This window comes from Pseudooceanicola antarcticus (assembly GCF_900215355.1).
Classification (GTDB): Bacteria; Pseudomonadota; Alphaproteobacteria; order Rhodobacterales; family Rhodobacteraceae; genus Pseudooceanicola; species Pseudooceanicola antarcticus.
This window is the reverse complement of the sequence record NZ_OBEA01000006.1, coordinates 119,444-141,279: the sequence shown is the minus strand read 5'-3', so window position 1 is coordinate 141,279 and position 21,836 is coordinate 119,444. Positions and strand designations below refer to the sequence as shown.

Here is a 21,836-nt window from a genome sequence, read left to right as displayed (position 1 = left end):
GACTTCGGCAAATGCGATTGCCGTGCCCTGCAGGGTGGTAGGGCCCTTTTGACTGCGGACCTCACGAAGACGGCGCGCCCGGATCTCGGGCGCGCCGCTTGTTTTCCGCCAGGCCACCTTAGGCCCCGCGCGTGTCAGACGTAGCGGTTGACGATGTCTTCCAGGTACTCCTGACGGCCCGAGCGCGGCTGCGGGTCGATGCCCTCGGCGATCACCCTTTCCGAGATGCTGGCAAGGTCGGAAGACAGCATGGCCTGCGCTTCGGGCTTGTCCCAGCCGGCGTAGCGTTCGCGGCGCGGGGCTTCCAGCGCTTCGTCCTCGAGCATCTTCGCCGCCGCCTTGAAGCCGCGGGCGCAGATGTCCATGGCCCCGGCGTGGCCGATGATCAGATCCTCGGGGTCCAGCGACTGACGGCGCAGGCGGGCGTCGAAGTTGGTGCCGCCGGTGGTGAAGCCGCCGGCGCGCAGGACCTCGTAATAGGCCAGGGCGGTCTCGGGCACGTTGTTGGGGAACTGGTCGGTGTCCCATCCCGACTGGTAGTCGTTGCGGTTCATGTCGATGGAGCCCAGCACGCCCAGCTCACGCGCCAGCGCCAGCTCATGCTCGAAGCTGTGGCCTGCCAGGATGGCGTGTCCCTGCTCGATGTTCACCTTGACCTCGTTCTCGAGCCCGAAGTCCTTTAGGAAGCCGTAGATCGTCGCCACGTCGTAATCGTACTGGTGCTTGGTGGGTTCCTGCGGCTTCGGTTCGATCAGGATCGAGCCCTCGAAGCCGATCTTCTTGGCGTAATCCACCACCATGCAGAGGAAGCGCCCGGCGTGCTCGCGCTCGCGGCCCATGTCGGTGTTGAGCAGCGTCTCGTAGCCCTCTCGCCCCCCCCAGAGCACGTAGTTCGCGCCCTTCAGCCGATGCGTGGCATCCATGCAGGCCTTCACCGTCGCCGCCGACCAGGCAAAGACATCCGGATCGGGGTTGGTGGCGGCCCCCGCCATGAAGCGGCGGTTGCTGAACAGGTTCGCCGTGCCCCAGAGCAGACGGGTCTTCGAGGTCTCCATCTTGCGCTCGAAGATGTCGATGATCTCTTCAAAGTTGCGCAGGCTCTCGGTGAAGCTTGCGCCCTCGGGGCGGATGTCGGCATCGTGGAAGCAGAAGAAGGGCACGTTCAGCAGGTCGAACATCTCGAAGGCCACATCGGCCTTGCGGCGCGCGGCCTCCATGTCCTCTCCGAACCAGGGCCGGTCGAAGGTGCGCCCGCCGAAGGGATCGCCGCCCTCGAAGGCGAAGCTGTGCCAATAGGCCACCGCGAAGCGCAGGTGGTCCTCCATGCGCTTGCCCAGGACGATCTCGTCGGGATCGTAGTGGCGGAAGCAGGGGCCTTCGCCCTCGGGGTCGAAGGTCAGCGGTGCGAGGTCGCCGAAGAAATTGGTCATTTGCGATCCTTTCTTCGCCTCCGCCTCGATGGGAGGGAGGAGGCCGGGAGTTTGCAGGGAGACAGGCGTCAGGGCCGCCCGCCGGGGATCAGCGCGCCGCCCAGAGCAGGCCGCGGCGCAGGATTTCCTTCATCTGGGGCACCTCGAATTCCGAGGCGACATGGCCGAGGGCCGAGTAGAACACCCGCGCCTGGCCGTAGCGGTGCTTCCAGACCACCGGCATGACGGTGCCCTTGGTCCAGGGCGCGTGTTCGCCGCTGAAGGTCGTGGTCGCCAGGACCTCGATGCCGGGATCGACATGCAGGTAATATTGCTCCGAGCGGTAATCGAAATCGCCGATGCCTTCGACCAGCGGGTCCTCGGGGCGGGTGATCTCGATCCGGTAGTCCAGGATATTGCCCGGATGCGCCACCCATTGCCCGCCGACCATGAACTGGTAGGCCGGGTCCGCGCGGAAGGTGTCGCCCATGCCGCCATGGAACCCGCCAAGCCCGGTGCCCGCCTCGATGGCGGCCACGAGATTGGCCAGCTCGTCCTTGCCGACCTGGGCCTGGGTCATCACCGGCACGATCAGGTCGTATTGGCCAAGGCGGTCTTCGCCCAGCACCGCCGTGCCCTCTTCGCGGCGGGTGTCGAAGCCTTCGGCCCGCAGCATATCCTCGACGACCTTGGAACAGGCTTCGGGCTCGTGCCCCTCCCAGCCCCCCCAGAAGATGAGTGCTTTCTTGGTCATGCGGCCTCCGCTGCGCTGATGTCTCCGGTCCTGCCGCCGGCTGGCATGGCCGCCGGGCGTTCGCAGGTGGTTTCCAGGGGGATGGCCCGGCCGCTTTCGGCCGAGGCCAGAAGAGTCTCGATCACCTCGAGCGCATGCAGCGCCAGCGCGCCGCTGGCGCGGTGCGGGCGGCCTGCCTGGATCGCCGTGGCCATCTCGGCCAGGCCCAGCCCGCGGTAATTGCCATCGCCATGGGCGTGGGTGGTGGGCTGGTCCTGCCAGTCCTCGCGGTAAAGCCGCACGGTGCCGTCGAAGCGGTTCGGGTCGGGAATGATCAGGGTGCCCTCGGTGCCGTAAAGCTCAAGCGGCGCATGGCCATGGGCCTTCACGTCGAAGCTGGTGACGATCTGCACCAGCGCGCCACTGGCGAATTCCAGCACGCCGGTGATGTGGGTGGGGGTCTCGACCGGCACCGACTGACCGGCGCGGGGGCCGGTGGCGATCACGCGGCTGTCGCGGCCCTTTGCCGCCAGGGCGGTGACCCGGCGCACGGGGCCAAGCTGCGCCACCATGGCGGTGATGTAATAGGGGCCCATGTCGAAGAGCGGCCCGGCACCGGGGCCTGCGTAGTAGAAATCGGGGTTCGGGTGCCAGCGCTCGTGCCCGGCCAGCATCAGCGTCGCCGTCCCGGCGGTCGGCGTGCCGATCCGCCCGGCATCCAGCAGCGCGCGGGCCGATTGATGGGCACCGCCCAGGAAGGTGTCGGGGGCGCAGCCGATGCGCAGGCCCCGTGCCTCTGCGGCCTCCAGCAGACGCCGCGCCTCCGCGGTGCTGCCGGCCAGCGGCTTTTCGGAATAGACGTGCTTGCCCGCCTCCAGCGCCGCCAGCCCGACCTCGACATGGGCCGCCGGGATGGTGAGGTTGAGCACGATGTCGATATCGTCGCGCGCCATCAGTTCCGCCGGGCTCATCGCGGGCACGCCATGGGCCTCTCCCTTGGCGCGGGCGGCCTCGGGGTTCAGGTCCGCCACCGCCCGCAGCTCGATTTGGGGAAAGAGCGCGGCATTGGTCAGGTAGATTTCGCTGATGACGCCGCAGCCGACGACGCCCACTCCCAAGGGTTTCACGATGGGTCCTCCATCCGCTTGCCGTCCTGGTCGAAGAGATGCAGGTTCTCGCGCTCGGGGCTGAGGAAAAGCTGCTCTCCGGGGGTGAGGCGCATCTTGCCGGGCAGGCGCACGGTGATCTCGCCCAGCTCGCCCGCATCGGCATAGACCACGGTATCGGCGCCCAGGGTCTCGACCACCTTGGCGGTGGCGGGCCAGTCGCCCGAGGCCTGGTCGGCGTGCAGGTGCTCGGGGCGGATGCCCACGGTCTTCACGTCGTCCCGCCCGATGGCCTTGCCGGGCAGCAGGTTCATCTTGGGCGAGCCGATGAAGGCGGCGACAAACTCGGTCGCCGGTCGGTCGTAAAGCTCCATCGGCGCGCCGACCTGTTCGATCTGGCCGCGGTTCATCACCACGATCTGATCGGCTAGGGTCATCGCCTCGACCTGGTCGTGGGTGACGTAGATCATCGTCGCATCCAGCGACTGGTGCAGCTGCGCCAGCTCCACCCGCATCTGCCCGCGCAGGGCGGCGTCGAGGTTCGACAGCGGCTCGTCGAAGAGGAAGACCTTGGGCTGGCGCACGATCGAGCGCCCGATGGCGACCCGCTGGCGCTGCCCGCCCGAGAGCTGGCCCGGCTTGCGGTCCAGGTAGTCCTCGAGCGCCAGGATGCGCGCGGCCTCGGCCACCCGCGCCTCGCGCTCGGCGGCGGGGGTCTTGGCCAGCCGCAGCCCGAAGTCGATGTTCTGCGCCACGGTCATATGCGGGTAGAGCGCGTAGCTCTGGAACACCATCGAGATGCCCCGGTCCGAGGGTTCGGCAAAGGTCACGTCCTCGCCGCCGATCATCACCTCGCCGTCGCTTGGCATGGTGAGGCCCGAGATGATGCGCAGCAGCGTGGACTTGCCGCAGCCGGAGGGGCCGACGAGCACGGTGAAAGACCCATCGGGCACCGTCAGCGAGATGTCGGGGATCACGGTCAGCGGACCGAATTGCTTGGTGATGTTCTTGAGGCGGACTTCAGCCATGGGTGCGGCTCCTTGCGTATCTCATGTCCGGGGCTCGTAGGTGAAGTGCAGGAAATCTGCGGGGCGACCGCGGCCAGAGGTGTCATGGGCGCAGATCCCGACGAAGGCGCCGGTGAAGTTGTTGCCGGGCCCGTTGCCCGCCTCGTCCGAGATCGCGGATTGATCGAGGGTGATGCCAAGGTCCTGCCAGGCGCCGTCTTCGCCGGTCGCATAGCGGAACCGCAGGCTGGCACCGTCGACATCCACGCCAAGCCGCACCGTGCCGGAGGCGGGCAGGGGGATCGGCGTGATCGGATAGCTCACCTGCGCCTCGGGCCAGTCGGCGGCGCAGCTGTAGACCGTCAGCAGCCGGTTGCCCTCTGCATCGGCGGTGATGGCGAGGTAGTGGAACTTGAACCGCCCGTACCAGGAGATCAGGCCCGCGAACTGCTGGTAGTCGCCGGGGGTCACGTCGATTTCCGTCTCGGCGGCATAGGCCAGGTCGGTCTGCCGCCGTGCGACTAGCGCATGATCGAACTGCGAGCCCGGTGCTTCGCGCCCGAAGAGGCGCAGCGCGCCGGGGCGTTCGGTGAGCGAGAACAGGCGCTCGGGCTCGGGGCTGCGCAGCCATTGCAGGGGCTGGGGCAGGGCGCCGGGGGCGAAGGTCATGCGGGCGGGCTCTGGATCGAACCTGTGCTCAGGCAGGTCGGGGGCTTCGACCGTGGCCGCCGGCACGCAGCCGCCATGGGCCAGGCGGGGGAACTCGCCCTCCGGCCAGACCAGCTTCTGGATCGCGGTCTCACGCCCCAGCGGAGAGCGGCGCACGTCGTCGGCGTGGATGCCCTTCGCGCGGCCGGTCTCGATGGAGCGGGTCTCGTCCAGCGGACGAGAGCAGAGGTGCACGAGGTAGTGCTCTCCGTCCTGGGTCTCGACGATGTCGGCGTGGCCTGCGCGTTGCAGGTAGGCCTCGGGCGCGTCCTTGGAGGTCAACAGGTGCTTGGCCGGGTCGGTCTCATAGGGGCCCAGCAGATCGCGCGAGCGCGCCATGGTCGCGGCGTGGTCGTAGCCGGTGCCGCCCTCTGCGGTCAGCAGGTAGTACCAGCCATCGCGGCGGTAGAGGTGCGGGCCCTCGGTCAGCTTGTGATCGGTGCCGCGGTAGATGTTGTGGACCGGGCCGACGAGGCGCTGCTCGTCGACGGAATATTCCTGGCAGACGATGCCGCCGAAGCGCTCTCCGCCGGTCTGGTTGTGGTCCCAGATCATGTTGAGCAGCCACTTGCGCCCGTCCTCGTCGTGGAAGAGCGAAGGATCGAAGCCCGAGGAATTGAGGTAGACCGGATCGGACCACGGCCCTTCGATGGAGGGCGCGGTGACCAGGTAGTTGTGGCTGTCCTTCCAGGCCCCGTCCCGGCGCTTCACGTCTGTGTAGATCAGCCAGAACAGGCCATCGGCATGGGTCAGGCAGGGGGCCCAGATCCCGCCGGAGTCGGGATCACCGCGCATGTCCAGCTGGGCCGCGCGCTCCAGCGGGCGCTTCACAAGCCGCCAGTTGCGCAGGTCGCGCGAATGGTGGATCTGCACGCCGGGGAACCATTCGAAGGTGGAGGTGGCGATGTAGTAATCATCGCCGACCCGCACGATAGACGGGTCCGGGTTGAAGCCGGGAAGGATCGGATTCCGGATTTCGGTCATTGAAGTCATCCTTTGACGGCGCCGCCGGTCAGGCCCGCGACTATGTATTTCTGCGCGGCGAGGAAGAAGACGATGGCGGGCACCAGCGTGAGGGTCACGAAGGCCAGGGTGCGGTTCCATTCGGTGACGTACTCACCTCGGAACTGCATCATGCCAAGCGGCCAGGTGAAGACCTCGCGCGAGTTCAGCACCACCAGTGGCAGCAGGAAGTTGTTCCAGCTCTGCACGAAGACGAAGACCCCCACCGTGGCCAGGATCGGGGCCGAGAGCGGCAGGGTGAAGCGCCAGAAGAAGCGCACGTAGCCGCAACCGTCGATATAGGCGGCCTCGAAAAGCTCTTTGGGGAGCTGTTCGAAGAAGGTGCGGAAGAGCAGGATCGCCAGTGAGAGAGAGAAGGCGGTCTGCGGCAGGATCACCGCCCACCATGTGTCCAGCAGGCCGACGTCCCGCACCTTGATGAAGAGCGGCAGGATCGCCGTGGCGAAGGGGAACATCAGCCCCAGCAGCAGGTAGGAAAAGAGCATCCGCGAGCCGAAGAACTTGATCTGCGCGAAGACATAGGCCGCCGCCGCGCCGACGATCAGCGTGAGCACCACGGCGACCGAGGAGATCAGCATCGAGTTGCCCAGGTAGCGCCAGAAGGCCGGGTCGGCGACGATGGAGCCGTAGAACTCCCAGTTCCAGCTGGCCGGCAGGGCGAAGGCATTGGTGCGGATCTCGGCGTTGGACTTGAAGCCGCCCAGCACCGTCGCCACCATCGGGGCCAGCACGAAGCTGGCCACCAGGCAGAGGAAGGCGACGCGGAGGATGTTGCGAAGCAGATGGCCGCGGGTCATGCCTTGTCGCCTTTCATGAAGAAGCGTTGGTAGAATACGGCGACGGTGATCGCCGCGACGAAGAGGATCACCCCGACGGCGCTGCCGAAGCCGATGTTCAGGCGGGTCAGGCCGAAGGTGTAGAGGTAGGTGACGATGGTATGGGTCTGGTTCGACGGGCCGCCATTGGTCAGCGGGATGATCACGTCAAAGACCTGCAACGCGCCGATGATGGCGAAGAAGGCGCTGACGATGATCGCCGGCTTGATGTGCGGGATCTGCACGTAGCGCACGATCTGCAACCGCTTTGCGCCCTCGATCCGGCCTGCTTCGATCAGGTCCTCGGGGACCGATTGCAGGGCGGCGATGTAGATCATCATGTGGAAGCCGAAGTACTTCCAGACGATCACCGTCATCACCGCGACAAAGGCCCAGTCCCGGTCGGCGAGGATGAAGAAGCTGTCCATGCCGAGCGATTGCGCGATCGAGGCGGTGACACCGTAGTTGCCGTCGAAGACGAAGCTCCAGATCAGGCCTGCGGCCACCTCGGCCAGGATATAGGGAAGGAAGAAGATCAGCCGGAACACGGCATTGGTCGGCGTCTTGCGGAAGATCAGCAGCGCCAGCAGCAGAGCCAGCGGCATCTGGATCAGCAGCGAGATCGCCACGATCTTCACCGTGTTGCCGACCGCCTTGTGGAAGACCGAATGTCCCGCGATGCGCTGGTAGTTTTCCAGTCCGACAAAGTCGCTGGGGGCGCCATAGCCGTTCCAGTTGAAGAACGAGTAATAGCCGGACTCGCCGAGCGGCAGGATCACGAAGAGGGTGAAGAGGATCAGCGCAGGAGGCAGCAGGATCAGGACGGCGCTGACGCGACCGTTTCCGAGGCTGCGGCGCAGGCGTTCGGACGCCGGCAATCTCCGGCTGGCGGCGGCAGGGGCCATGCCAGTCTCCGGTATGTCAGGAATTTCGAGGTTCTGATGCCGCGCGCCGGATCGGGCGGCGCGCGGCGCTCTGCGAGCGGGGCGTCAGCGGAAGCTCCAGGCCTCCTGGACCTGTGCTGCGGCCTCCTCGGGCGTGATCGCATCCTGTGCGAGATCCGCCGAGATATCGTTGACCGTTGCACCGACCGAGGCTCCCAGGAACTGGTCCAGGAAGATCTGGTGGTAGGAGCTATCCTCGATGTCCTTCGAGACCTTGGCGTAGAACGGGTTGTCCAGTGCGTCGCCGGTGCCCTTCACGATGGGGATGAAGAGCTGCTGACGTGCGCCCTCGCGCTGGTTCTCGGCGCTGAGCATATAGGCGAGGAATTCGACGGCCTCGGGCTCTGCCGAATTGGTCACGGCCCAGCCGTTGATGCCGCCCAGCGTTGCGGCGTCGCCGCCCTCGGCCACGGGATCGGAGATCGCGGGGAAGTTGACGATCGCCAGCTGGTCGTCCGGCAGGCCTTCGCCACTGGTCGAGCGTTCGCGCATCGGCAGGTAGTCCCAGTCGCCCATCAGGTGGAAGGCGCCCGCGCCATCGGCGAACATGCCGCTGGCGGTTTCATAGGTGGTGCCCATGTAGCCGGGCTGGAAGGGTTCAAGTGCGACCAGCTCCTGGAAGTCCTCGCCCGCGGCCACGAAGGCCTCGTTCTCGAAGCCGCCATCTTCACCGGCCATCGCCTGCGAGATGATGTCCTTGCCGCCTTCACGCAGCGCCAGGTAGCTCCAGTAGAAGTGCACCGGCCACTTGTCCTGACCGCCGACGACGATCGGGGTGATGTCCGCGTCCTTCAGGGTCTGAACCGCGCCGAGGAAGTCTTCCCAGGTCTTGATCGCGTCCAGGTCGATGCCGGCCTGATCGGTCAGCGCCTTGTTGGTCCAGAAGATCACCTCGGTGGCGTAGAGGGGCAGGCCGTAGAGCGTGCCATCGACCGAATAGGCGGTCAGGCCGGCCTCGGGGATGGTCTCGACGAAGCTTTCCGACAGCATGCTGCTGATCGGCTGCAGGAAGCCGGCTTCGGCCTGTTCGACCAGCGTCTGGCCGCCCCAGCTGTAGAAGATGTCGGGGCGCGCATTGGATTGCAGCAGCGTCGGCAGCTTCGACTTGTAGGCCTCGTTTGCGATGTACTCGAAGGTGACGTTCACCCCCTCGTGCTCGGCCTCGAAGGCCTCGGCGATCTGCTCGTAATAGGCTTCCTGCTCTTCGTTCACGGTGACGCGCAGCACGTTGATCTCGGTCTGCGCCATGGCACCGCCAGCCGAAGCCAGCCCAGCCAGAAGCGCCGCCATTGCAACGGTATGTTTCATGGTTTCCTCCCTTGATTGATCTGCCGCGGGTCCTCCACCCGTTCCCGGCAAATTCCAAATGTTTGACTAACGTACATCAGAAAATGCCCCAAAGCAATCCAGCTTTCTCTCGGGCGGCTTAGGGGAGGTTGTCGCGCATGTAGATCTCGACGCGGATCGGCTCGGAGAGCGCGGGCTGGGGCTCGCCGTCCAGCAGGCGGCGCAGCAGCTCGATCGCGCCCTGGACCTCGCGGCGGCTGTTCTGGTGCAGCACCGCATCGAAGCTGCCGTCGAGCAGCGCTTCGCGCGAAAAGCGGGTCAGTTCGTGAACGACTACAGAGACATCGCGTCCAGCTGGCAGACCGGACAGCGCCTCGGCCACGCCGCGGTTGCCCGCGCCCAGGCTGTAGACGCCGACGATATCGGGATCTTGCGCCAGCCGCTCGGCCAGCTGGTCGCGGACGCGGTCCTTGTCATCCAGCCCTTCGAGCGGGGCGATAATGGTCTGATCGGGAAACTCGCTGCGCAGGACCTGCTCGAATCCAAGCCGCCGTTCGGCGTGATCGCGCAGCAGCATCGAGCCGCTGACCATGGCGATTCGGCCCGTCCGTCCGCGGCAGAAACGGCCCAGAAGACTGCCCGCAGTACGCCCGGCCTGCACGTTGTCGATACCCACGAACCCTTGTTTTTCAGAGCCGGGAAGGTCCGAGACCAATGTCACGACAGCAACGCCGCGGGCGCGCAGCTCGCGCACGGCGATGCGCACGATGGTGGCGTCGGTCGCTACCATGGCAACGCCGTCCACGCTCTCGGGGTCGAGGCTGCGCAGCAGCTCGGCCAGGGCGCCGGCGTCGAAGGCGGGGACCTTGCGGGTCTCGATGACGGTGAAGTCGCGCAGGGCGGCGGCGGCCTCTTCGGCCACGTCCTCCTCGAGCACGCGCATGAAGCTGTTCTGGCCGTCGGGCAGGATGAAGCACAGCCGGTAGCGGCGCTTGCGGGACAGGTTGGCGGCGGCGATGTTGCGCTCGAAGCCCAGGCTGTTGATCGCGCTCATCACCCGGCTGCGGGTTTTCTCGCGCACGCCCTCACGGTCGTTCAGCACCCTGTCGACGGTCGAGAGGCTCACGCCCGCGACACGGGCAACATCGTGAATTGTCGGGCGTGTCATCTGGCCGCTTCGCCTCCGGTGCGGGGACCTTCGCCAGGATCTGGGCCTGATAAAGGTACGTACGTCATTTTTCGAAAGAATAGCAGAGAAAGCGAGGGGAATGAAGGCATTAGATGGCGAGGGGTCGCCAGCTTGACGGGCGGGACAGCCGGCGGGTCTTGATAGACGTCTATCAAATTTCGATTGACGGAATGCGGTTTCGCTGCAAGCCTGCGCGCAGGGAGGACTGCAATGAACAGACGGCCACCGACATTGTCGGATGTCGCCCGTCGCGCTGGCGTGAGCTACGCGACGGCGGATCGTGTCGTGAACGGCCGCGCCGGGGTATCCGAGAAGGCGGCGCGCAACGTGCAGGCCGCGATCGAGGATCTGGGCTACGTGCGCAACGTGGCCGCGGCCAACCTGTCTCAGCAGCGCCTCTATCGTTTTGCAATCGTATTGCCCGCGGGCTCCAACGGCTTCTTCCAGCGCATGCAGGCGCTCTTTGCCGAGGCCGCGTCGCGGCTGCTGGCGGATCGTGTCAGCCTGCAGGTGGAAAGCGTCGAGGCCTTCGATCCGGAGGCCCTGACCAGCAGGATGACCGCCCTGGCCGAAGCGCCGCTGGACGGCGTGGCGCTGGTCGCCAGCGATGATGAACGGACCGCCGCCGGCATCGCCGCGCTGAGAGCGCGCGAAATCCCCGTGGTGACGCTGGTCTCGGACCTGCCCGGTTCGCAGCGCAACGCCTACGTGGGGATCGACAACGTGGTGGCCGGGCGCACGGTCGGTCGGTTGATCCGCATGGCCCATGGCGGGCGCCGGGGTCGGGTGCTGCCAGTGGTGGGCGCGCTCTCGGCGCGCGACCACGCAGAGCGCCTTTCGGGCATGCGCGAGGTGCTTGGCGACGATTTCGAGATCGCGCCGGTGCTCGAGGGCCGCGACCGTCACGAGATGGTCGAGACACTGGTCGGGCTGGCCCTGGCCGATGATCCCGAGATCACCGCGATCTACAGCGCCGGGGCGGGCAATGCAGGCCTCGTCCGGCTGCTCGAGGCCCTGCCGCCGGATGCGGCGCGGCCCTATGTTTTCCTGCATGAGCTGGTCCCGCATTCGCGCCGCGCCCTGGAGGAGGGGCGCATCGACGTGATCATCGACCAGCGACCCGAGGAAGAGGTGGCGCGGGTGGTGGAGCACCTGACGCTGCTGGCGGACCGGCGCGCGCTGGTGCGCACGGATCCGATCGTTCCGACCATCTTCCTGCGTGAGAACCTGCCACAGGCGCAGGCCGACGCGCTGGAGGCGGCGGGCTGACACCGTCGGTGGTCGCGGGGGCCTCCCCGTGGCAGCCGGCAAACCGAATAACCAATGGAGGCCGCCGTTCTTCGGCGGTGAAAAGGGGGGAGACCATGAAGACCATCAAGGGACCGGGACTGTTTCTGGCGCAGTTCGCCGGCGATACCGCGCCGTTCGATTCCTGGGACGGCATCACCAAGTGGGCCGCGGATTGCGGCTACAAGGGCGTGCAGGTCCCGGTCTGGGATGCGCGGCTGGTCGATCTGGACAAGCTGGCGTCCTCGCAGACCTATTGCGACGAATGGGCGGGCCAGGCGCGCGACAACGGCGTCGAGGTGACGGATCTTTCGACCCATATCCTGGGTCAGCTGGTCGCCGTGCATCCCGCCTATGACGCCTGGGTCGACGGCTTCGCCGCGCCAGAGGTGCAGGGCAAGCCGAAAGAGCGCACCGAATGGGCCATCGAGCAGGTCAAGAAGGCGCTCACCGCCTCGAAGAACCTTGGCATCGGGCAGCATGTGACCTTCTCGGGCGGGCTCTGCTGGCCCTTCATCTACCCCTTCCCGCAGCGCCCTCAGGGCATGGTGGACACGGGCTTTGACGAGCTGGCGCGCCGCTGGCGTCCGATCCTGGATCACGCCGAGGATTGCGGCGTCGATGTCTGCTACGAGATCCATCCGATGGAGGACCTGCACGACGGCGTCACCTTCGAGATGTTCCTTGAAAAGCTCGACGGGCACGCGCGCTGCAACATGCTCTATGACCCCTCGCACTACGTGCTGCAGTGCCTCGATTACCTCGACAACATCGACATCTATGCCGAGCGCATCAAGATGTTCCACGTCAAGGATGCCGAGTTCAACCCGACCGGGCGGCAGGGCGTCTACGGTGGCTACCAGCCCTGGGTGGACCGCGCCGGGCGGTTCCGCAGCCTGGGCGACGGACAGGTCGATTTCAGCGCGATCTTCGCCAAGATGGCCGCGATAGACTTCGACGGCTGGGCCGTGGTCGAATGGGAATGCGCCCTGAAGCATCCCGAGGACGGCGCGCGCGAGGGCGCGCAATTCGTCAAGGATCACATCATCCGCGTCACGCCGCATGCCTTCGATGACTTCGCGGGCGGCGACATCGACGAGGCGACCAACAAGAAACTCCTGGGGATCGGCTGAGATGACACGTATCAGACTGGGAATGGTCGGCGGCGGCAACGACGCCTTCATCGGCGGGGTTCACCGCATCGCAAGCCGCATCGACGGGCATTTCGACCTGGTGGCGGGCGCGCTTTCCTCGACCCCCGAAAAGGCGCGCGCCAGCGCCGAGACCCTGGGGCTCGACCCCTCCCGTTCCTACGGCAGCTTCGAGGAGATGGCAGAGGCGGAGGCCGCGCGCGAGGATGGGATCGAGGCCGTCAGCATCGTCACCCCGAACCACGTGCATTTCCCCGCCGCACAGGCCTTCCTGTCGCGCGGCATCCACGTGATCTGCGACAAGCCGCTGACCGCGACCTTCGAGGATGCCGAGGCGATGGAAAAGGCCGTGGCCGAGAGCCAGGCGCTCTTCATCCTGACCCATAACTACACCGGCTACCCGATGATCCGGCAGGCCCGGCAGATGGTGGCCGAGGGCGCGCTTGGCAAGATCCGCCTCGTGCAGGCGGAATACCCCCAGGACTGGCTGACCGACGCGGTAGAGACCGAGGGCGTGAAGCAGGCCGAATGGCGCACCGACCCGGAACGCTCCGGGGCAGGGGGCTCCATCGGGGATATCGGCACCCATGCCTATAACCTTGCCTGCTTCGTCTCCGGCCTGACCGGGGAAGAGCTGGCCGCCGACCTGCAAAGCTTCGGCGCGGGACGCAAGCTGGACGACAACGCCCATATCCTGCTGCGCTACGAGGGCGGCGCGCGGGGCATGCTCTGGTGCAGCCAGGTTGCTCCGGGCAACGAGAACGGCCTGCGCCTGCGCATCTACGGCGAAAAGGGCGGTCTGGAGTGGGCGCAGGAAGATCCCAACTACCTGTGGTTCACCCCCCATGGCGAACCCACCCGCCGCCTGACCCGCAACGGGCCTGGTGCCATCGAGGCCTCGACCTCGGTCAGCCGCATCCCGGCAGGCCACCCCGAGGGCTACCTTGAGGGCTTCGCCACGATCTACACCGAGGCCGCCGAGGCGATCCGCGCCGTGCAGGGCGGCCAGTCGCGCGAGGCGGTGATGGGTGTTCTACCGGGCATCGGTGCCGGGCTGGACGGCATGGCCTTCATCCGGGCCTGCGTCGCCTCGGCGGGCGACAACGCGGCGTGGACCAAGCTATGAGCACGCCCTCTGTCCTTGCGCTCCGGCAGGTGACCAAGAGCTTCGGCCCCGTGGAGGTGCTTCACGGGGTGACGCTCGACCTGCGGGCGGGCGAGGTGCTGGCGCTGATCGGAGAGAACGGCGCCGGCAAATCGACCACGATGAAGATCCTCGCCGGGATCGAGGCGCCGAGCGGAGGCCGCATCCTGCTGGATGGCGAGGAGGTATCCTTCGGCTCCCTGCACGACGGGGAAGAGGCCGGGGTGGTGATGATCCACCAGGAATTCAACCTGGCCGAACAGCTGACGGTCGAGCAGAACATCTTCCTGGGCCGCGAGCTTAGGAAGGGGTTGCTGCTGGACAAGGCGCGGATGCGTCGCCTGACGCGGGAATACCTGGCACGCATCGACTGCCAGATCGACCCCGACACGCTGGTGTCGAAATTGTCGAATTCCGACAAGCAGATGGTCGAGATCGCCAAGGCGCTCAGCCGCGATGCGCGGGTCCTGATCATGGACGAGCCGACGGCGGTGCTGACCGGCTCGGAAACCCGCATCTTGTTTGAGCAGGTCCGCGCGCTCAAGGCCTCGGGCACGGCGATCCTCTTTACCTCGCACAAGCTGGGCGAAGTGGCAGAGATCGCCGATACGGTGACCGTGCTGCGCGACGGCACGCTGGTGCATGACGGCCCGGCCCGCGACATCACCGAAGACCAGATGGCCACCGCCATGGTGGGCCGCGATGTCTCGGACCTTTTCCCCGACAAGCCGGAGGCCGCGCCGGGGCGCGAGGTGCTTCTGCGCGTCGAGGGGCTGAGCGTTCCGGGTCGTGCCAGCGACATCTCCTTCGAGCTGCACCGGGGAGAGATTCTGGGGATTGCCGGTCTCATCGGCTCGGGTCGTACTGAGGCGATGGAGGGGCTATGCGGACTGCGTCCTGCCACCAGCACCCGGATCGAGATCGGCGGCACCCCGGTCAGTATCTCGCGGCCCGGTGACGCGCTGGCCCATGGGCTGTGCTATCTGACCGAGGACCGCAAGCTGCGCGGGCTGCTCTTGGACAAGGGTATGCGCGAGAACCTGACGCTGCAGGCGCTGCACAAGTACGGCCGGGTGCTGATCGACTTCGCCGCCGAGGAACGCGCGCTGGACCAGGCCATCGACGAGTTCGACATCCGCGCCGGGGCCAGGACCATGCGCGTCGGCAACCTCTCGGGCGGCAACCAGCAGAAGCTGCTGCTGGCCAAGGTGATGCAGTCCGAACCGATGATCCTGATCGTCGATGAGCCGACCCGCGGCATCGACATCGGCACCAAGCAACAGATTTACGCCTTCCTTCGCAAGCTGGCAGAGGACGGCCACGGGATCGTGGTGATCTCTTCCGAGATGCAGGAGGTGATCGGCCTCTCGGACCGGGTGATGGTGATGCGCTCGGGCCGCTTGGCCAAGGTGCTGACCGGAGACCAGATCACAGAAGACATAATCGTCCGGCACGCCATGGGCGTCGGCACGGGCAGCACGGAAAGGGTAGCATGATGACGACCGAAACTGCGGCAACCAAGCCTCGAAAGGCGCTCCCCTCGATGAGCGTCCTGGGGCCGGTGATCGCGCTTCTGGTGCTGATCCTGGTGGGCACGGCGCTGAACTCCAACTTCCTGAGCGCGGCCAATATCACCAACGTGCTGGCGCGCTCGGCCTTCATCGGCATCATCGCCGTCGGCATGACCTTCGTGATCACCGCCGGCGGGCTCGACCTCTCGGTCGGCTCCATGGCGGCCTTCATCGCCGGGCTGATGATCCTGGTGATGAACGCCGCCCTGCCGGTGCTGGGGGTCGGGATACCGATCATCCTGCTGGGCATGGTCGTGGCGCTGGTCGCGGGCATCGCGGCGGGGCTGTTGAACGGCTTCCTGATCACCACCCTCGGCATCGAGGCCTTCATCGTCACGCTTGGCAGCATGGGCATCTACCGCAGCCTCGTCACCTGGCTGGCGGACGGCGGCACGCTCAGCCTCGATTTCGGACTGCGCACCTTCTACCGCCCCGTCTACTTCGGCGGCCTGTTCGGGATCAGCTGGCCGATCATCATCTTCGCGCTGACCGTCATCGTTGGTGAGGTGCTGATGAGCCGCGCCCGCTTCGGGCGCCATTGTGCCGCCATCGGCTCGAACGAGAACGTGGCGCATTATTCCAACGTCAACGTGAACCGCACCCGGCTCTTGACCTATGCCATGCTGGGCATGCTCGTGGGCGTGGCGACGATCATGTACGTGCCGCGCCTTGGCTCTGCCTCGGCCTCGACCGGCGTGTTGTGGGAGCTTGAGGCTATCGCGGCGGTGATCATCGGCGGCACCATCCTCAAGGGCGGCTTCGGCCGGGTCTGGGGAACGGTGATCGGCGTGCTGATCCTCAGCATGATCGACAATATTCTGAATTTGACCGACCTGGTCTCGCCCTATCTCAACGGCGCGATCCAGGGGGTCATCATCATTCTGGCTGTGATCTTGCAGCGAGAAGCCAAGGCGAAGGGATAGCCCTTCGCCAATCCAAGGGAGGAAACGAAATGTCTTACATGAAGACGCTGATGGCCGGTTGCACCGTGCTCGCGCTGAGCGCTGGCGGGGCCCTGGCTCAGGACACCAAGGTGATCGGCGTGTCGATCCCGGCGGCGACCCATGGCTGGGCCGGCGGCATGAACTTCCACGCACAGCAGACCGTGGAGCGCCTGGAGGAGGTGTACCCCGGTCTCGACTTCGTGCTCGCCACGGCTTCCGATCCGGGCAAGCAGGTCAATGATATCGAAGACATGGTGGCGACGCGCAACATCGACGCGCTGGTCGTGCTGCCCTTCGAATCCGATCCGCTGACCCCGCCGGTGCAGGCCGTTGCCGAAAGCGGCGCCTGGGTCACCGTGGTCGACCGTGGCCTGTCGGTGGAAGGGATCGAGGATCTCTACGTCGCCGGTGACAACCCCGGTTTCGGGCGCGTCTCGGGCGAATACATGGTCTCGCAGATGCCCGAGGGCGGCAAGATCGTCGTTCTGCGCGGCATCCCGACCACCATCGACAACGAGCGCGTCGCGGGCTTCGAGGCGGCCATCGAGGGCTCGGGCATCGAGATCATCGACATGGAGCACGGCAACTGGAACCGTGACGACAGCTTCAACGTCATGCAGGACTTCCTGTCCAAGCATGAGCAGATCGATGCGGTCTGGGCCTCGGATGACGACATGGCGGTTGGCGTGCTGGCGGCGATCGACGCGGCCGGGCGTGACGACGTGGACTTCGTGCTTGGCGGTGCCGGCATGAAGGAGATGATCAAGCGCGTGATGGACGGGGACGAGATGATCCCCGCCGACGTGACCTATCCGCCGTCGATGATCGCCACGGCGATCGAGCTGACCGCGGTCGGGCTGACCTCGAACGCGCCGGTCTCGGGCACCTTCACCATCGGTTCGGTGCTGATCACCTCCGAGAACGCCGAGCAGTTCTACTACCCCGACAGCCCCTTCTAAGGGCCATCTCCGGGCGGGCAGGAATGCTCGCCCGGAACCCCTCGCCCCCGCAGGCCGCTCTGCCGGGACGCGGTGACCTCAACGGGCGGTTTCTCAGATACATCTGACGTCTGGCGCAGGGCAGGGGCCCCGATCCCCTTGGCGCGCCCTGCTGCCGCCCACCAGGGGCCGCCGGGCAGGCTTTGCGTTCTTGCGACGCCTGAATGTCCCGGCCCGAGGCAGCCCTGGCTTCCGCCAGGCGGAACAGCGTCAGCTTGAGCGCCATTCCCTCAGGGTTCGCCCTTGCAATTCCCGGCGTAATATTGTTGCGTGCGACGAAGGTGCAAGCGGAGGAGCTGCCAGATGCGTATCGGACTTTATCCGGGCACTTTCGATCCCGTGACACTCGGCCATATCGACATCATCCGGCGCGCAACGCTGCTGGTCGACCGGCTGGTGATCGGCGTGGCGATCAATCGCGACAAGGGGCCTCTGTTCACCCTGGAAGAGCGGGTCGAGATGATCGAGGCCGAGATCGCGGAGCTGTCGAAAGAGACCGGCTGCGAGATCGTCGTTCATCCCTTCGAGAACCTGCTGATCAATTGCGCCCACGACGTCGGGGCCTCGCTGATCATCCGCGGCCTGCGCGCGGTCACCGATTTCGAGTATGAATACCAGATGGTTGGCATGAACCGGGCGCTGGATGCCACGGTCGAGGCCGTCTTCCTGATGGCCGATGCCGGGCACCAGGCCATTGCCTCGAAGCTGGTGAAAGAGATCTGCCGACTGGAGGGCGACGTGTCGAAATTCGTCACCCCCAACGTCAACGATAGACTTCGGGCGAAGCTCTTCTGATCGTCAGGCTGCCGCGCATCTTGGTCGATGCATCGCGGATGAACTCGGCGCAGACCTGCGGCTGGGTCACCGGCAGCATGTGCCCGCCATGGATCAGCTTCAGACCCATCTGCGGATGCCGTCCCACCAGTTTCGCGCCATGGTGCTGCGGATCGAGGATCTGGTCCTCGGTGCCATAGAGCAGGCGCACCGGCACCGTCAGGTCGGCATATTTGCGCGAGGTCTCTTCGAGGCCACGGACCGAGTTAATGTAGTCGCGGCTGGTGTGATAGAAGTGGCGCGGCACGAGGCTGAGCAGCGCGCCACCCTGGGTGACGGCATTGGGCGGCATCTCCTCGGGGCCGTAGAGCTGCTGGATCACCGCTTCGCCGTTGCGCAGGGCGGCGGGGGTGGCGAAGGTCCAGGCGGTCAGGAAACGCTGCACGTCGGATTGGATGGCCAGCCCGTCGAAGACCGGAGAGGGCTCCTGTCCGCGCAGGGTCAGCGGTGCCAGCAATGCGAGGCCCCGCAGGCGCTCGGCGTTCTGCACGGCCATGGAGAGGGCGATGGCGCCGCCCAGGGAATGGCCCACCACGAGCGGCTGCTCGATGCCCAGCTTGTCCATGATCTCGAACATCAGCCGGGCGGTATCGGCGGGGGTGCAGGGCTGCGAGAGCGGCCGCTCGGACCAGCCCATGCCGGGACGGTCGATGGCGATCACCCGGTGATCGCGGGCCAGGTCGTCGATCAGGCCGCAGTCGAAATTGCCCATCTGGCCGCCGAGGCCGTGGATCAGGAAGATCGCCGGTCCCTGGCCCACGTCGAGGTAGTGCAGCCGTCCGGTCGAGATACGGGTGAATGCGCCTCGGGGCGGCACCGCGCGCTGCGCCCTGCGCTTCCACATGTAGGCGTAGAGGGCGAGGCCCAGGAAAAATGCGAGCAGGAGGCCGAGCAGGGCCAGAACAATAGTCATCCATCAAACCCGTATGCGCTGCGGCGACTGCCGAAGCCGGAGAGTCCTAGCGCCAGAAGGCCAGCCATTCGACGAAATCAGCGAATTTGCGCATCAGGAACAAGGTAGTTTCCCCGCTCCCGGCGAGGTTGTCCAGAACCAGCAGTGTCACGATGATGACACCAAGCACGAACGCGAGGCGGTTTGTCACCAGGCTCCTCCCCCTGACAAGCGGGCTCGGCCTGCTATGCCTTGGACGGGTCGAAAAATCAAGCGTCCAGAGCAGCTTGCAGCACCAGGCTGCGATGGCGGGCAGCCCGAAGGGCCGCCCGCGCAGAGCGATCAGAGGGTCTTGCCGATGGTGACGGCCATGTCACCCATGCGGCAGGAGAAGCCCCATTCGTTGTCGTACCACGACAGGATCCGGCAGAGCGTGCCTTCCATGACCTTGGTTTGATCCAGCGCCACGGTCGAGGAGTGGCTGTCATGGTTGAGGTCGATCGAGACCAGCGGCTCTGCGGTGACGCCCAGGATGCCTTTCAGCGGTCCAGAGGCGGCAGCTGCCTTGATCGCCTCGTTGATCTCTTCGGCGGTGGTCTCGCGCTTGGCGACGAAGGTCAGGTCGACGCAGGAGACGTTCGGCGTGGGCACGCGGATCGACACGCCGTCGAGCTTGCCCTTCAGTTCCGGCAGCACCAGGCCGACGGCCTTGGCAGCCCCGGTCGAGGTCGGGATCATCGACATGGCGGCGGCGCGGGCGCGGTAGAGATCCTTGTGCATCGTGTCCAGCGTCGGCTGGTCGCCGGTGTAGCTGTGGATCGTGGTCATGAAGCCCTTCTCGATCCCGATGGCGTCGTTCAGCACCTTGGCGACGGGCGCGAGGCAGTTGGTCGTGCAGGAGGCGTTGGAGATCACCTTGTGGTCGCTGGTGATCGCGTCGTGGTTCACGCCGAAGACCGAGGTGACATCCGCATCGGTGCAGGGTGCCGAGACCAGCACGCGGGAGGAGCCGTTTTCCAGGTGACGGGCGGCGGCGTCGCGCTTGGTGAAGATGCCGGTGCATTCCAGGGCGATGTCGACATCGGCCCAGGGCAGTTCCTCGGGGTTGCGGATCGCGGTGACCTTCATCCGGCCCAGGCCGACGTCCATCCAGTCTTCGCCGGTGGTCACCTCGCCACCAAAGCGACCGTGGACGCTGTCGTAGCGGAACAGGTGGGCGTTGGTCTCGACGGGGCCGAGGTCGTTGATGGCGACGACCTCGATATCCTTGCGGCCCGACTCGACGATGGCACGCAGGACGTTGCGGCCGATGCGTCCGAAACCGTTGATGGCGACAGTGGTAACCATGGGAAAAGTCCTTTTCTGAAAGCTCGACAAGGCACGTTTGAGGCAAGTCAGCGCCAGCCCGCATGGCTGGTTAGCGCTAACGTCGCGTGCAAACTCTACCTCTCGGGCGAAAAGGTCAAGCTTGGAGAGGTGACAAAACGATAAACCCGCCAGTCTTCACTGGCGGGTTTCAGTCGCTGTGCAGGAGAGGGGCGTTCAGTGCTGCAAGCGGCCCAGGGCGGCGGCCACATCGGCCATGCGGCAGGAGAAGCCCCATTCGTTGTCGTACCAGGCCAGGACGCGGACCAGGCGCTTGCCGCGGACCTTGGTCTGGTCGGGGGCGAAGATCGAGCTCTGCTCGGTATGGGAGAAGTCGATGGAGACCTTGGGTTCGGGATCGTAACCCAGCACATGGCCCATGTGACCGGCAGCGGCCTCGCGCACCACCTCGTTCACGTCATCGACGGTGACGTCCTTCTCGGCGATGAAGGTCAGGTCGACGGCCGAGACATTGGGGGTGGGGACGCGGATGGCCGAACCATCCAGCTTGCCGTCGAGCTCGGGCAGCACCAGGCCGATGGCCTTGGCGGCGCCGGTCGAGGTGGGGATCTGGCTCATGGCGGCGGCACGGGCGCGGTAGAGATCGCCATGGCGGCGGTCCAGGGTCGGCTGGTCGCCGGTGTAGCTGTGGATCGTGGTCATGATGCCGCTGTCGATGCCGATGGCGTCGTTCAGCACCTTGGCCAGAGGGGCCAGGCAGTTGGTGGTGCAGGAGCCGTTCGAGATGATCGTGTCGCCGGCCACCAGGTCGCGGTGGTTGACGCCGTAGACGATGGTCTTCTCGACGTTCTTCGCCGGAGCAGAGATCAGCACCGACTTGGCACCGCGTGCCTTGTGCACGGCGGCCTTCTCGCCGTCGTTGAACTTGCCGGTGCATTCCAGCACCACGTCGACGCCTTCCCAGTCCAACTCGGAGGGGTCGTAGGTCGAGAAGACCTCCATCGGGCCGCGGCCGATATCCATGGTGTTGCCGGCGACCTTCACGTCGTTGCGGAACCGGCCATGGACGCTGTCGTATTTCAGGAGATGGGCATTGGTCTCGATCGGGCCGGTGGCATTGATCTTCACCACCTGCACGTCATTGCGCGCGGCTTCCGCGATATGGGCAAGCGTGCAGCGCCCGATGCGACCGAAACCGTTGATGCCGAGAGTGACCGTCATGCCGCTGTCTCCTGCTGTGATCCTCGGGGCTTTCATACGCGAAGCGGCGCCGGGGAGTAAGGATGAAAAGTGTTGCATGACAGTATGTTAGCGAAAACATTAACGCGCGCGCCTTTGGTTGCGCTAACCCTGTCTCGGGGTTCGCGCTAACAGGTGCTGCGCCGCAGCGTCACCCGGCAGGCCCAAGAGAATCGCCCGTGGGTTGCCGGGGTGGGGGCGCCGCCCCCGTCTCCTGCGGAGACTCCCC

20 protein-coding genes are annotated in these 21,836 nt (G+C 66.0%); 7 read left to right on the top strand and 13 right to left on the bottom strand.

Annotation, left to right across the window (positions count from 1 at the left end; genetic code table 11):
• Positions 1 to 134: 134 nt before the first annotated feature.
• From xylA to CRO50_RS15330, 9 genes are all read right to left on the bottom strand, one after another.
• Positions 135 to 1,430 carry a xylose isomerase gene (gene xylA / locus CRO50_RS15370; protein ID WP_097146811.1) on the bottom strand — a complete coding sequence of 432 codons (1,296 nt, stop codon included), beginning with the start codon at positions 1,428 to 1,430 and terminating at the stop codon, positions 135 to 137.
• A gap of 88 nt (positions 1,431 to 1,518) precedes the next feature.
• A complete protein-coding gene (locus CRO50_RS15365) occupies positions 1,519 to 2,163 on the bottom strand; it encodes a ThuA domain-containing protein (RefSeq protein ID WP_097146810.1) in 645 nt (214 codons plus the stop codon).
• Positions 2,160 to 3,269, bottom strand: a complete 1,110-nt coding sequence (locus CRO50_RS15360; RefSeq protein ID WP_097146809.1) for a Gfo/Idh/MocA family protein — start codon at positions 3,267 to 3,269, stop codon at positions 2,160 to 2,162. The genes CRO50_RS15365 and CRO50_RS15360 overlap by 4 nt, the downstream gene beginning before the upstream one ends.
• Complete coding sequence (locus CRO50_RS15355) at positions 3,266 to 4,276, bottom strand: ABC transporter ATP-binding protein (RefSeq protein ID WP_097146808.1); 1,011 nt, start codon at positions 4,274 to 4,276, stop codon at positions 3,266 to 3,268. The genes CRO50_RS15360 and CRO50_RS15355 overlap by 4 nt, the downstream gene beginning before the upstream one ends.
• Before the next feature lie 21 nt (positions 4,277 to 4,297).
• Entirely contained in the window at positions 4,298 to 5,947 is a 1,650-nt protein-coding gene (locus tag CRO50_RS15350; protein ID WP_097146807.1) for a glycoside hydrolase family 43 protein, read from the bottom strand.
• Between the two features lie 5 nt (positions 5,948 to 5,952).
• Entirely contained in the window at positions 5,953 to 6,783 is an 831-nt protein-coding gene (locus tag CRO50_RS15345; protein ID WP_095880718.1) for a carbohydrate ABC transporter permease, read from the bottom strand.
• Entirely contained in the window at positions 6,780 to 7,706 is a 927-nt protein-coding gene (locus CRO50_RS15340) for a carbohydrate ABC transporter permease (RefSeq protein ID WP_097146806.1), read from the bottom strand. Before CRO50_RS15340 ends, CRO50_RS15345 begins: the two co-directional genes overlap by 4 nt.
• Before the next feature lie 84 nt (positions 7,707 to 7,790).
• Positions 7,791 to 9,053, bottom strand: a complete 1,263-nt coding sequence (locus CRO50_RS15335) for an ABC transporter substrate-binding protein (RefSeq protein ID WP_097146805.1) — start codon at positions 9,051 to 9,053, stop codon at positions 7,791 to 7,793.
• Between the two features lie 118 nt (positions 9,054 to 9,171).
• On the bottom strand, positions 9,172 to 10,200 hold the full coding sequence (locus tag CRO50_RS15330; protein WP_097146804.1) for a LacI family DNA-binding transcriptional regulator: 1,029 nt from the start codon (positions 10,198 to 10,200) through the stop codon (positions 9,172 to 9,174).
• Positions 10,201 to 10,431: 231 nt separating this feature from the next.
• Here CRO50_RS15330 and CRO50_RS15325 point away from each other — a divergent pair, with 231 nt between their 5' ends.
• From CRO50_RS15325 to coaD, 7 genes are all read left to right on the top strand, one after another.
• The gene (locus CRO50_RS15325) at positions 10,432 to 11,490 is read left to right on the top strand and encodes a LacI family DNA-binding transcriptional regulator (protein ID WP_097146803.1); all 1,059 of its coding nucleotides are present in this window, start codon (positions 10,432 to 10,434) and stop codon (positions 11,488 to 11,490) included.
• Between the two features lie 95 nt (positions 11,491 to 11,585).
• Positions 11,586 to 12,641 carry a sugar phosphate isomerase/epimerase family protein gene (locus tag CRO50_RS15320; protein WP_097146802.1) on the top strand — a complete coding sequence of 352 codons (1,056 nt, stop codon included), beginning with the start codon at positions 11,586 to 11,588 and terminating at the stop codon, positions 12,639 to 12,641.
• 1 nt (position 12,642) lies between these two features.
• On the top strand, positions 12,643 to 13,785 hold the full coding sequence (locus CRO50_RS15315) for a Gfo/Idh/MocA family protein (protein WP_097146801.1): 1,143 nt from the start codon (positions 12,643 to 12,645) through the stop codon (positions 13,783 to 13,785).
• Positions 13,782 to 15,299 (top strand): sugar ABC transporter ATP-binding protein, encoded by a 1,518-nt coding sequence (locus CRO50_RS15310; protein WP_097146800.1) that lies wholly within the window; start codon positions 13,782 to 13,784, stop codon positions 15,297 to 15,299. Before CRO50_RS15315 ends, CRO50_RS15310 begins: the two co-directional genes overlap by 4 nt.
• Complete coding sequence (locus CRO50_RS15305) at positions 15,299 to 16,297, top strand: ABC transporter permease (protein ID WP_179747299.1); 999 nt, start codon at positions 15,299 to 15,301, stop codon at positions 16,295 to 16,297. Before CRO50_RS15310 ends, CRO50_RS15305 begins: the two co-directional genes overlap by 1 nt.
• A gap of 29 nt (positions 16,298 to 16,326) precedes the next feature.
• Positions 16,327 to 17,277, top strand: a complete 951-nt coding sequence (locus CRO50_RS15300) for an ABC transporter substrate-binding protein (protein WP_416061097.1) — start codon at positions 16,327 to 16,329, stop codon at positions 17,275 to 17,277.
• Between the two features lie 342 nt (positions 17,278 to 17,619).
• Positions 17,620 to 18,111, top strand: coding sequence for a pantetheine-phosphate adenylyltransferase (gene coaD / locus CRO50_RS15295; RefSeq protein ID WP_097146798.1), 492 nt, complete (start codon positions 17,620 to 17,622; stop codon positions 18,109 to 18,111).
• On the opposite strand, the gene CRO50_RS15290 is transcribed toward coaD, so the two are convergent.
• From CRO50_RS15290 to gap (CRO50_RS15275), 4 genes are all read right to left on the bottom strand, one after another.
• Entirely contained in the window at positions 18,080 to 19,063 is a 984-nt protein-coding gene (locus CRO50_RS15290; RefSeq protein WP_097146797.1) for an alpha/beta fold hydrolase, read from the bottom strand. The two genes, coaD and CRO50_RS15290, sit on opposite strands and share 32 nt — an antisense overlap.
• A 46-nt stretch (positions 19,064 to 19,109) precedes the next feature.
• Positions 19,110 to 19,253, bottom strand: coding sequence for a glyceraldehyde-3-phosphate dehydrogenase (locus CRO50_RS15285; RefSeq protein WP_097146796.1), 144 nt, complete (start codon positions 19,251 to 19,253; stop codon positions 19,110 to 19,112).
• A 131-nt stretch (positions 19,254 to 19,384) separates the two neighbouring features.
• Positions 19,385 to 20,389, bottom strand: coding sequence for a type I glyceraldehyde-3-phosphate dehydrogenase (gap, locus tag CRO50_RS15280; RefSeq protein ID WP_097146795.1), 1,005 nt, complete (start codon positions 20,387 to 20,389; stop codon positions 19,385 to 19,387).
• A gap of 195 nt (positions 20,390 to 20,584) precedes the next feature.
• Positions 20,585 to 21,589, bottom strand: a complete 1,005-nt coding sequence (gene gap, locus CRO50_RS15275; RefSeq protein ID WP_097146794.1) for a type I glyceraldehyde-3-phosphate dehydrogenase — start codon at positions 21,587 to 21,589, stop codon at positions 20,585 to 20,587.
• Between the last annotated feature and the right edge of the window lie 247 nt (positions 21,590 to 21,836).

What these genes read in the sequence shown, in the direction of transcription:
- xylA (WP_097146811.1), bottom strand. Translation starts at nt 1,430, where the DNA reads ATGACCAATTTCTTCGGCGACCTCGCACCGCTGACCTTCGACCCCGAG.
- CRO50_RS15365 (WP_097146810.1), bottom strand. Translation starts at nt 2,163, where the DNA reads ATGACCAAGAAAGCACTCATCTTCTGGGGGGGCTGGGAGGGGCACGAG.
- CRO50_RS15355 (WP_097146808.1), bottom strand. Translation starts at nt 4,276, where the DNA reads ATGGCTGAAGTCCGCCTCAAGAACATCACCAAGCAATTCGGTCCGCTG.
- CRO50_RS15350 (WP_097146807.1), bottom strand. Translation starts at nt 5,947, where the DNA reads ATGACCGAAATCCGGAATCCGATCCTTCCCGGCTTCAACCCGGACCCG.
- CRO50_RS15345 (WP_095880718.1), bottom strand. Translation starts at nt 6,783, where the DNA reads ATGACCCGCGGCCATCTGCTTCGCAACATCCTCCGCGTCGCCTTCCTC.
- CRO50_RS15340 (WP_097146806.1), bottom strand. Translation starts at nt 7,706, where the DNA reads ATGGCCCCTGCCGCCGCCAGCCGGAGATTGCCGGCGTCCGAACGCCTG.
- CRO50_RS15335 (WP_097146805.1), bottom strand. Translation starts at nt 9,053, where the DNA reads ATGAAACATACCGTTGCAATGGCGGCGCTTCTGGCTGGGCTGGCTTCG.
- CRO50_RS15330 (WP_097146804.1), bottom strand. Translation starts at nt 10,200, where the DNA reads ATGACACGCCCGACAATTCACGATGTTGCCCGTGTCGCGGGCGTGAGC.
- CRO50_RS15325 (WP_097146803.1), top strand. Translation starts at nt 10,432, where the DNA reads ATGAACAGACGGCCACCGACATTGTCGGATGTCGCCCGTCGCGCTGGC.
- CRO50_RS15320 (WP_097146802.1), top strand. Translation starts at nt 11,586, where the DNA reads ATGAAGACCATCAAGGGACCGGGACTGTTTCTGGCGCAGTTCGCCGGC.
- CRO50_RS15315 (WP_097146801.1), top strand. Translation starts at nt 12,643, where the DNA reads ATGACACGTATCAGACTGGGAATGGTCGGCGGCGGCAACGACGCCTTC.
- CRO50_RS15310 (WP_097146800.1), top strand. Translation starts at nt 13,782, where the DNA reads ATGAGCACGCCCTCTGTCCTTGCGCTCCGGCAGGTGACCAAGAGCTTC.
- CRO50_RS15305 (WP_179747299.1), top strand. Translation starts at nt 15,299, where the DNA reads ATGACGACCGAAACTGCGGCAACCAAGCCTCGAAAGGCGCTCCCCTCG.
- CRO50_RS15300 (WP_416061097.1), top strand. Translation starts at nt 16,327, where the DNA reads ATGTCTTACATGAAGACGCTGATGGCCGGTTGCACCGTGCTCGCGCTG.
- coaD (WP_097146798.1), top strand. Translation starts at nt 17,620, where the DNA reads ATGCGTATCGGACTTTATCCGGGCACTTTCGATCCCGTGACACTCGGC.
- CRO50_RS15290 (WP_097146797.1), bottom strand. Translation starts at nt 19,063, where the DNA reads ATGACTATTGTTCTGGCCCTGCTCGGCCTCCTGCTCGCATTTTTCCTG.
- gap (WP_097146795.1), bottom strand. Translation starts at nt 20,389, where the DNA reads ATGGTTACCACTGTCGCCATCAACGGTTTCGGACGCATCGGCCGCAAC.
- gap (WP_097146794.1), bottom strand. Translation starts at nt 21,589, where the DNA reads ATGACGGTCACTCTCGGCATCAACGGTTTCGGTCGCATCGGGCGCTGC.